The sequence below is a fragment of the Streptomyces toxytricini genome, from assembly GCF_014649915.1.
Classification (GTDB): Bacteria; Actinomycetota; Actinomycetes; order Streptomycetales; family Streptomycetaceae; genus Streptomyces; species Streptomyces toxytricini.
In genome coordinates, this window is record NZ_BMTY01000009.1 from 4,219 (window position 1) to 14,480 (window position 10,262).

Genomic DNA, 10,262 nt, shown 5'->3' on the forward strand with positions numbered 1-10,262 from the left:
GGCCTGCTCCAGACCGAGGAACACGCCCGCGCCCTCTTCGAGATGCGACAGCCTCCCTGTTCAGGGGCGGAGATCGAGCGGTACCTCGCTGCGCGGATGGCCAGGAGGTCGGTTTTCGACCGCGACCCGGCTCCTTCCATCACTGTCGTCCAGGAGGAGGCCACGCTGCGAAGGCCGATCGGAGGCAAAAAGGTGTGGAGGAGGCAGCTCGAACACATCGCGCAGGTAGCCGGGATTCGGAACATCGCCTTCCAGATCATGCCGCTGCGGGTCGAGGCACACGCCGGAATGCACGGCGGGATCGAAATCCTCAAATTCTCGGACGGATCGGCTGTCGGAAAGTCGGAAGGGGCCTTCGGTGGAAGGCCGGTATCCGGCCCTCGCGATTTACGGATCTTGGAACTGAGGTATGGGATGATCCGGGCCCAGGCTCTCACGCCTCGGGAGTCGCTGGCCTTCATCGAGCATGCGCTGGGAGAGACATGATCCGCGAATCCGAGCTGGAGTGGTTCAAGAGCAGCTACAGCAGCGGCCCCGAAGGCGACTCGTGCGTCGAGGTGGCCTGGCGGAAGAGCAGCTACAGCAGCTCCAGCGACATCAACGACTGCGTGGAAGTCGGCTGGGCCAAGAGCAGCCACAGCGACAGCGATGACATCAACGACTGCGTCGAAGTCGCCAGTACCCCCGCAGCCGTCCTCGTCCGCGACTCCAAGGACACCGCCATCCCGCACCTCAGCTTCTCCCCCGCCGCCTGGGCCGGGTTCGTCGCGGGGGCGGCGCACGCCTCGTAGGCAGAAGGGGCCGGGCCCGAATCAGGCGGGCCCGGCAGAAGCGACCAGGCCTCAGACGCGGTCCGCGGCGATCAGGACGTACTGGAACGAGCCGTCCTTGTACGAGTTGATGAACGCCTCCTCGATGCCCGTGACCAGCGACGACGTCGCCCGCAGCTCCCAGTACGGGAGGGTCGCCGGGGTGAGGTCGATGACGGCCTGGGGGACGAGGCGGTTGTCGGCCATGGCGCGCATGTACTCGCGGCGGGAGTGGATGTTGCACTCGAAGTGGGCGTTGATCTGCGAAACCCACTTCGACGGCTGCCCGTAGCGGGGGTTCCAGCAGCCGGTGATGGTGACGTAGCGGCCGCCGACGGCGAGGATCCGGGAGTGCTCGGCCATCAGATCGTGGAGGTCGACGTACATGCTGGACTCGTTGTTCCAGGACGCGGCGGCCTGCCCGGTCTCGAAGGGCATGTCGAGCATGTTGCAGACGCGGGAGCGGACGAAGTCCGCGATGCCGAGCTCCGCGGCGCGGTTGTTGCCGAAGTCGGCCTGCTTGGCGGAGAGGGTGACGCCCTCGACCTTGCAGCCGAACCGCTGGTGGGCCATGACCATGGAGCCGCCGCGGCCGCAGCCGGCGTCGACGAGGAGGTCGTCGCGGCCGATGGTGCCGAGGTTGTCGAGGAGGATGTCGGTCTGGGCGGACTCCAGGCGGTGGAGTTCCGCGATGAGCTTCTTCTCGTAGGCGCTGTCGGCGGGGTTGCCGAGGGCGTCGTGGTCGATGTCGCCGATGCCGTAGTGGTGGTGGTAGAGGCCGTCGACATCGCCGAGGCGCAGGTTCACGGGCCGGGCCTCTTCGTTCCAGTAGCGGGCGATGTCGCCCTGGTACGGGGTGGCCGGGGCGGGGATGAACGTGGCGGGGGTGGTGAGTTCGATGCTGGACACGGGTGAATCCATTCCTCTTACCAGAAGTCGGGCAGGCTGTAGCGGTACGTGTTGGTCATGTGCCAGTAGTGGTTGCCGTCGACCCACGTGGCGACGCCCTTGAGGAAGCGCAGGACGCGAGGGTCGGGGCAGGAGGCGGCGAGTTCGGCCGCGGCGGCCTCGAAGGCGTGCATGAGGTCGTTGTGGACCTCGACGGCTTTGAGGTAGGCCTCCTTGGCGGAGAGGCCTTCGCGTTCGGCGATCACCACCGGCAGGTTCAGGTGCTTGCCGGGGCTGTTCAGTTCCTTGGTGTACGAGTACAGGTCGTTGGCGATGGTGGTGGCGTTCCCCGCGAGGGCGATCACGCGCTGCATGGCCGGCTGGGCGTGCAGGTCCGCGGGGAGTTCGTAACCGCCGACGGTGTCGGTGATGGTGGGGCAGGGACGGAAGTTGTTGAACTGCCGCATCGCCAGGTACTCGGCCACCTGCGGGACGTAGTCGGTCTGCGCCCAGGCGGCCTCGGCGAGGTAGCCCATGTGCAGGCGGGCCATGTCGTGCCGGTAGCGGTCGGCCTGGGAGGGGGTGGCGAGCTGCACGAAGTACTGCATGGCGGACCGGTAGGAGCGGCGCGGCGCGTCCGAGAGGAGCGTTTCCGCCCAGGCCGGGGCGTACTCGTCGGTGGTGTGGAGCGGGTCGAGGGCGGTGTGGGCGAGGAGGAGCCGGCCGCCGAGGCCGACGGGCGAGCCGCCGTGGTCCTCGCAGTAGCAGTCGTCGAGGACGTTCTCGGCGACCATGAGCCGGGTGGCGGCCATGAGGTGGTCGATGGTGGGGGCGTCCGGGTGGCAGGCGACCATGTACCGGCCGACGGAGAAGCCGTCGAACTGGTCCTCCCACTCGGGCGGGTACGCCTGGACCTCGTCGACCGCCCACCGCTTGATGCGGCGGCTGACCTCGGCCACGCGGACCGGGTCCGGTTCGGGGACGGGGTGGTGGTAGAGGCCGGGGATGGGCCGGCCCTCGGCGGTGGCGGCCCCCGCCGACGCCGGGTGCGGCGGCTCGGGCAGGGCCGATGCCGCCGCCCGGGCCAGTGCCGCCGGAAGGACCGGCCGCGTCGGCAGGACCCACGGCGTCGACAGGAGCGACGCGGCGGGCGCGGCTGCGGCATCCGGCGGAGCCGGCAGCGTCGCCGGGTCGGCCCGGGGCGGCGCGAAGTGCAGGCTCGCCGTGCCGAGGCCGCTCGGGCCGGCCATGATCCGCTGCAGGGCTTCGCCGTGCCCGCGCTCCGGGACCGGCGGGGCCGACGGGGACGGCAGGTCGGCGGGCGCGGCCTGCGGGGTCTCCGGCGCGTGCGGGGCCTGCGGGGCCTGGGGGCGCGGCGGGAAGGGCAGTCCGGGGACGGCCGGCAACCGGGGCCGGCCCGCGGCGGTGGCGTCCGCGCCGCGGCCGTGGCCGTGGGCCCCGAAGCGGGCCGCGGCGGCCGGCAGGCTCGACTGCATGGGGGAGGGCCCAGGCTCGGGCATCCGTTCCTCCTCGGTGGGGTGGGTGGGCCGGCCCGGATCCCGGGCGCGCCGGGACGGCCCGGGACGGTTCGGGCGGTGGCCTGGCCCCCTAGTCGCGCCTGCGTGCGATCTGGACGTTCTCCAGCACGCCGAGCGCGTCCGGTACGAGGACCGCCGCGGAGTAGTACGTCGTCACCAGGTACGAGATGATCGACTTCTCGTCGATGCCCATGAAGCGGACCGACAGGCCCGGTTCGTACTCCTCCGGCAGCCCCGTCTGGCGCAGGCCGATGACGCCCTGGTTCTCCTCGCCGGTGCGCATGGCGATGACGGAGCTGGTGTTCTCCTTGCTGATCGGGATCTTGTTGCACGGCAGGATCGGTACGCCGCGCCAGGCCGGGACGCTCTGCCCGCCGACATCGACGTGGTCCGGGTAGAGCCCGCGGGCGTTGAACTCGCGGCCGATCGCCGCGATGGTGCGCGGGTGGGCGAGGAACAGCCGGGTGCCGCGGCGGCGGCACAGCAGTTCGTCGAGGTCGTCGGGGGTGGGCGGCCCGGAGTGGGTCTGGATGCGCTGCTTGAACGCGGCGTTGTGGAGGAGGCCGAACTCGCGGTTGTTGACCAGCTCGTGCTCCTGGCGCTCGCGCAGCGCCTCGATGGTGAGCCGGAGCTGCTCCTCCGTCTGGTTCATCGGCTCGTTGTAGAGGTCCGCCACGCGCGTGTGGACCCGCAGGACGGTCTGCGCGATGGAGAGCTCGTACTCGCGCGGGCGGAGTTCGTAGTCGACGAAGGTGCCGGGGAGTTCGGGCTCGCCGGTGTGGCCGGCGGACATCGCGATCTCGGCTTCGCCGTGCCGGTTCTGGCGCTGCTGCGGCAGCGAGGTGAACCGGGTGATGTGGTCCCGCAGCGTCGGGGAGGCGGCGAGGACGGCGTCGAAGTCGGCGCGGGAGAGGGTGAGGAGGGTGCCGGCGGTCTCGGCGGTGGCCGTGTAGTCCCAGGTGCCCTGGCCGTCGAGGAGGGCCTGCTCGCCGAAGCGGTCGCCGTCGCCGAGGACCGCGAGGTCGACGGTGTCGCCGTACTTGCCGACACCGGTGTGGCCGACGCGGCCGTGGGCGATGAGGTGGATGTGCTGGGCGGGGGAGCCCCGCTCGACGATGACCTCGCCGGGCCGGAAGTCGCGCTGGACGCAGCGGGAGGCCAGCTCGCGCAGGACGTCCTCGTCGTCGAAGCCGCGCAGCATGGCGAGTTCCCCGAGCTCGCGGGGGATGACGCGGACGCTCGCGCCGTCCTGGACGAACTCGATGACGCCGTCGCCGACGGCGTAGGTGAGCCGCCGGTTCACGCGGTAGGTGCCGCCCTTGGTCTCCACCCAGGGGAGCATCCGCAGCAGCCAGCGGGAGGTGATCTCCTGCATCTGCGGGGCGGACTTGGTCGTGGTGGCGAGGTTGCGGGCAGCCGCCGTGGCCAGGCTGGACTGCCGGGGCGGCGCCGGCTGCGTCTCGGGGCTGCTGTCAACGGTCATCGGACAAGCTCTCCTTCGCGAGGGGCGGCGACCGGGCGTACCCACACGGCACCGGTGAAAGAGGGAGGAAGGGGGTGAATATCCGGGAATCCGGCCAGATGTTGGGGAACAGTAACGGCCTGACCGCCGGTTGGACCCCTCCGGAGGCATGCCTGTCCCCCAATGCGGTGATCTTGAGCGGAGGGATGTTTGGCCGACCCACGAGATCCGGACGGGACGGGGCCGGATCGCAGCGGTCGCACCCCCCGGCGCCCGCACCACAGGGGGCAGCCCGCCATCCCCGCTGGTCAACGCCGGAAAGCCGATGCGGGTGAGCGGCAGGGAGCCCGCCCGCCGCCCGGCTACCGGACCGTATGCTCACCGCATGACCCCTCCGAGTGACGCCCCGACCCAGAACGCGATGCGGCGCGCCCTGCGGCGCGCCCGCGACGGTGTCGCCCTGGACGCGACCGAGGCCGCCGTCCTGCTCCGGGCCCGAGGCGCCGACCTCGACGACCTCGCCGCGTCCGCCGCCCGCGTCCGCGACGCCGGGCTCGCCGCCGCCGGGCGGCCCGGTGTGATCACGTACTCGAAGAGCGTGTTCCTCCCCCTCACCCGCCTCTGCCGCGACAAGTGCCACTACTGCACCTTCGCGACCGTCCCCGGGAAGCTGCGCCGCGCCGGCCAGGGGATGTTCATGTCACCGGACGAGGTCCTCGACATCGCCCGCCGCGGCGCCGCACTCGGCTGCAAGGAAGCCCTCATCACCCTCGGCGACAAGCCCGAGGACCGCTGGCCCGAGGCCCGCGAGTGGCTGGAGGCCCACGGCTACGACGACACCGTCTCCTACGTCCGCGCCATCTCCATCCGCATCCTCGAAGAGACCGGCCTGCTCCCCCACCTCAACCCGGGCGTCCTCACCTGGGCCGACTTCCAGCGGCTGAAGCCCGTCGCCCCCTCCATGGGCATGATGCTGGAGACCACCGCGACCCGCCTGTGGTCCGAGCCCGGCGGCCCCCACCACGGCTCCCCCGACAAGGAGCCCGCCGTCCGGCTCCGCGTCCTGGAGGATGCCGGGCGCTCCTCCGTCCCCTTCACCTCCGGCCTCCTCATCGGCATCGGGGAGACGTACGAGGAGCGCGCCGAGTCGCTGTTCGCGCTCCGGCGCACCGCCCGCGCGTACCACGGCATCCAGGAACTGATCATCCAGAACTTCCGCGCCAAGCCGGACACGGCGATGCGCGGCATGCCCGACGCCGAACTCGACGACCTCGTCGCCACCATCGCCGTCGCCCGCCACATCATGGGCCCCTCCGCCTGCCTCCAGGCCCCGCCCAACCTCGTCGACGGCGAGTACGCCCGCCTCATCGGCGCCGGCATCGACGACTGGGGCGGCGTCTCCCCGCTGACCATCGACCACGTCAACCCCGAACGGCCCTGGCCGCAGATCGACCGGCTCGCCGAACAGTCCGCCGCCGCCGGCTTCGAGCTCCGCGAACGGCTCTGCGTCTACCCCGAGTTCGTCCGGCGCGGCGAACCCTGGCTCGACCCGCGGCTGCTGCCCCACGTCCGGGCGCTCGCCGACCCGGCCACCGGCCTCGCCCTGCCCGACGCCGAGGTCACCGGCCGGCCCTGGCAGGAACCCGACGACGCCTTCACCGCATCCGGCCGCACCGACCTGCACACCGCCGTCGACACCGAAGGCCGCACCGGCGACCGCCGCCAGGACTTCGACCACGTCTACGGCGACTGGGACGCCCTCCGCGAAGCCGCCGCCCCCGGCATGGCACCCGAACGCATCGACACCGACGTCCGCGCCGCCCTCTCCCAGGCCGCCGACGACCCCGAGCGGCTCACCGACGCGCAGGCGCTGGCCCTGCTGCACGCGGACGGGCCCGCGCTGGACGCGCTGTGCCGGATCGCCGACCGGCTGCGGCGCGACGTCGTCGGGGACGACGTCACCTACATCGTCACCAGGAACATCAACTTCACCAACGTCTGCTACACCGGATGCCGCTTCTGCGCCTTCGCCCAGCGCCGCACCGACGCCGACGCCTACACCCTCTCCCTCGACCAGGTCGCCGACCGGGCCGCACAGGCCTGGGACGTCGGCGCCGTCGAGGTGTGCATGCAGGGCGGCATCCACCCCGACCTGCCCGGGACCGCGTACTTCGACATCGCGCGCGCCGTGAAGCAGCGCGTCCCCGGCATGCACGTCCACGCCTTCTCCCCCATGGAGATCGTCAACGGCGCCACGCGCACCGGCATGTCCGTACGCGACTGGCTCACCGCCGCCAAGGAAGCCGGCCTCGACTCCATCCCCGGCACCGCCGCTGAAATCCTCGACGACGAGGTCCGCTGGGTCCTCACCAAGGGCAAACTGCCGGCCGCCGACTGGATCGACGTCGTCACCACCGCCCACGAGCTCGGCATACGCTCCTCCTCCACCATGATGTACGGGCACGTCGACCAGCCCCGGCACTGGCTCGGCCACCTCCGCACCCTCGCCCGCATCCAGCAGCAGACCGGCGGCTTCACCGAGTTCGTCACACTGCCGTTCATCCACACCAACGCCCCCGTCTACCTCGCGGGCATCGCCCGGCCCGGCCCGACCGTCCGCGACAACCGCGCCGTCACCGCCATGGCCCGCCTGCTGCTCCACCCGCACATCACCAACATCCAGACCAGCTGGGTCAAGCTCGGCGCCGACGGCGCGGCCGAAATGCTCCGCTCCGGCGCCAACGACCTCGGCGGCACCCTCATGGAGGAGACCATCTCCCGCATGGCCGGATCGAGCTACGGCTCCTACCGCTCCATCCGCGACCTCACCGCCATCGCCGAAGCCGCCGGCCGCCCCGCCACACCCCGCACCACCCTGTACGGCGAGGTCCCGGAGGAGCGACAGCGCGCCGCCCACGCCTCCGACGGGCACCTGCCGCGACTGCTGCCGGTGCTGGACTGACCCGGGTCGGGGCGGGCGGGGGCCGGGCCCGGGGCCGGGAAGGCCCGACTCCCGACCGCCCCGACACGCGCACTTTCGGCCGTTCTCCCCGTACTTACGGGCCGCCTGACCGCCGTACCCCGAAACAGGCCGGTCCCGGCAACTACAGTGCGCGCCAGAGCCCGCGGGGGGCGGGCTCGCAGGCTGGGGGACGCACCATGGACACCGCAACGACCACCGACACGGCACCGGCAACGAGCCTGGCCGCGAGGCCGGAAGCAGACCCGGCCGCTGCCGCGCAGCCGGTCGTCGACGCACACCCGGCCGCGGAGCCCGAGGCCGAAACCGCCGGCACCCGCACGCCCCTCACCACCGGCACGTGGGGCCGCACCGAGCAGCAGGACTTCCGCAGCCGCGTCCGCGGCACCCTCCTCGGCTCCGCCATCGGCGACGCCCTCGGCGCCCCCGTCGCCGGCCTCTCCCTCGACGGCATCCGCACCACCCACGGCGTCGAAGGCCTCACCGAACCCGCGCCCGCCCACGGCCGCCGCGGCACCGTCACCGCCTGCACCCAGCTCACCCTCTTCACCGTCGACGGCCTCATACGCGCCCACGTCCGCCGCGACACCGGCACCTGGCACCCGCCCACCGACATCCACCGCGCCTACCTCCGGTGGGCCGCCACCCAGAACGACTGGGGCCCCGACGAGCGCCGCACCGACGACGGCTGGCTCGCCCGGCAGGAGTGGCTCTACGCCCGCCGCGGCCCCGACCGCGCCTGCACGACCGGCTTCGCCGACACCATCCTCGGCACCCTCGACCAGCCGAAGAACCCCACCGCCCGCGACGCCGCCGCCACCACCCGGTCCGCCCCCTTCGGCCTCCTCGTCGGCTGGGAACCCGCCCTCGTCCTCCAACTCGCCGTCGAGTGCGCCGTCCAGAGCCACGGCCACCCCACCGCCTACCTGTCCGCCGGCGCCTTCGCCGTCATCGTCCACGGCCTCACCCGCGGCGACACCCTCGACGGCGCCGTCCGCCGCGCCCTCGCCCTCCTCGCCGACCGCCCCGGCCACCAGCCCGTCACCGACGCCCTCCGGCGCGCCCTCACCGCCGCCTCCGAACCGGCCGCCGCCACCCCCCGCGCCGTCGAATCCCTCTCCCCCGGCGACGGCCGCGACGCCGAGGACACCCTCGCCGTCGCCGTCTACTGCGCCCTCACCGCCGAGGACGTACGCCACGGGCTGCGCCTCGCCGTCAACCACGGCGGCGACTCCTCCGCCACCGGCGCCCTCTGCGGAGCCCTCCTCGGCGCCCTCCACGGCGAGACCGCCCTGCCCGCCGCATGGCTCACGGACCTCGAAGGGCGCGCCACGCTGCTGGAGCTCGCCGACGACTTCGCACTGGAGATGACCCAGGGGCCCTCCCTGCACGGCCCGGCCGCCTCCGCGCCCGGCTGGCTGGCCCGCTACCCGCGGGGCTGACGTCCGACGGGCTGACACCCACTCAACAATTGCGCGGTCAGGCCGTAGCGTGGGCCGCACCCGTCCCGGGAGCAGCCGAGCCGCGGACAGCCACGGAGGTGCCCTCGCCCATGCGGATCGCCACGACCATCTTCCTCACCGACCGGACCGTCACCCCCGTCCGTCTCGCCCGCAGCCTGGAGGAACGCGGCTTCCACGCCCTCTACCTGCCCGAGCACACCCACATCCCGGTCTCCCGGGACACCGGGGCGCCGATGGGCGGCGAACTCCCCGACGAGTACGGGCGCACCCTCGACCCCTTCGTCGCCCTCGCCCAGGCCGCCGCCGTCACCCGCCGCCTCCGCGTCGGCACCGGCATCACCCTCGTCGCCCAGCACGACCCGATCGTCCTCGCCAAGCAGGTCGCCACCCTCGACCACCTCTCCGGCGGCCGCCTCACCTTCGGCGTCGGCTACGGCTGGAACGTCGAGGAGGCCGCCGACCACGGCGTCGACTGGCGCACCCGCCGCGAACGCGTCCACGACCACCTCACCCTCATGCGCACCCTCTGGGCCCCCGACCCCGCCGCCCACGCAGGCCCGTACGCCTCCGTCAGCGCCAGCGCCGCCCACCCCAAGCCGGCCCAGACTCCCCGCGAACTCACCCCGGGCCGGCTCCTCCACGGCCCCCGCACCCTCCTGGGCGGCGCGGCGGGCCCGAAGCTCTTCGCGGCGATCGCCGCCCACGCCGACGGCTGGCTCCCCATCGGCGGAGGCGGCCTCACGGAATCCCTGCCCGCACTGCGCCGGGCATGGGAGGCGGCGGGCCGCGATCCCAAGGCGCTGCAGGTGGTCCCGTATGCGGTCCGCCCGAACCCGGGCAAGCTGGCCCACTACGCGGACCTGGGCATCGAGGAGGTCGTGCTGCAACTCCCGCCGGGGAGGGAGGCGGAGGTGCTGCGGGTGCTGGACGAGTACGCGCAGTATTTGTGACGGGGATGGCGGGGCGGAGGCGGGAGCCGTGGACTCGGTGACGTCGGAGGCAGACGGCGGGGTGGGGGTGGGCGGGAGCCGGTCGGTCGGGATCGGGGATGTTGCCGGTGGTGTCCCCGGCAGTTGATGGTGTCCGGGGCGTGCCGGTCCCTCAAGGGCGCTCCTCCTTCGT

The 10,262-nt window shown here is 72.8% G+C and carries 8 protein-coding genes; 5 read left to right on the forward strand and 3 right to left on the reverse strand.

What is annotated here, in order from left to right; all coding sequences use genetic code 11:
• Window positions 1-486, forward strand: a 486-nt coding sequence (locus tag IE170_RS32580; protein WP_229884709.1) for a DUF5753 domain-containing protein, incomplete at its 5' end; no start/stop codon positions are given.
• Window positions 483-791, forward strand: a complete 309-nt coding sequence (locus IE170_RS12900; protein WP_189809496.1) for a DUF397 domain-containing protein — start codon at window positions 483-485, stop codon at window positions 789-791. The genes IE170_RS32580 and IE170_RS12900, both read left to right, overlap by 4 nt.
• Window positions 792-842: 51 nt before the next feature.
• On the opposite strand, the gene IE170_RS12905 is transcribed toward IE170_RS12900, so the two are convergent.
• The 3 genes from IE170_RS12905 to IE170_RS12915 all read right to left on the reverse strand — a co-directional run bounded on the left by IE170_RS12905 (window position 843) and on the right by IE170_RS12915 (window position 4,718).
• On the reverse strand, window positions 843-1,718 hold the full coding sequence (locus IE170_RS12905; RefSeq protein ID WP_189809497.1) for a geranyl diphosphate 2-C-methyltransferase: 876 nt from the start codon (window positions 1,716-1,718) through the stop codon (window positions 843-845).
• Between the two features lie 17 nt (window positions 1,719-1,735).
• The gene (locus IE170_RS12910; RefSeq protein ID WP_189809498.1) at window positions 1,736-3,217 is read right to left on the reverse strand and encodes a family 2 encapsulin nanocompartment cargo protein terpene cyclase; all 1,482 of its coding nucleotides are present in this window, start codon (window positions 3,215-3,217) and stop codon (window positions 1,736-1,738) included.
• Between the two features lie 88 nt (window positions 3,218-3,305).
• A complete protein-coding gene (locus tag IE170_RS12915; RefSeq protein WP_189809499.1) occupies window positions 3,306-4,718 on the reverse strand; it encodes a family 2B encapsulin nanocompartment shell protein in 1,413 nt (470 codons plus the stop codon).
• Between the two features lie 364 nt (window positions 4,719-5,082).
• Here IE170_RS12915 and IE170_RS12920 point away from each other — a divergent pair, with 364 nt between their 5' ends.
• From IE170_RS12920 to IE170_RS12930, 3 genes are all read left to right on the forward strand, one after another.
• Entirely contained in the window at window positions 5,083-7,659 is a 2,577-nt protein-coding gene (locus IE170_RS12920) for a bifunctional FO biosynthesis protein CofGH (RefSeq protein WP_189809500.1), read from the forward strand.
• Window positions 7,660-7,856: 197 nt separating this feature from the next.
• Window positions 7,857-9,119, forward strand: coding sequence for an ADP-ribosylglycohydrolase family protein (locus IE170_RS12925; RefSeq protein ID WP_189809501.1), 1,263 nt, complete (start codon window positions 7,857-7,859; stop codon window positions 9,117-9,119).
• Between the two features lie 110 nt (window positions 9,120-9,229).
• Window positions 9,230-10,090 (forward strand): LLM class F420-dependent oxidoreductase, encoded by an 861-nt coding sequence (locus IE170_RS12930; protein ID WP_189809502.1) that lies wholly within the window; start codon window positions 9,230-9,232, stop codon window positions 10,088-10,090.
• Window positions 10,091-10,262 lie beyond the last annotated feature (172 nt).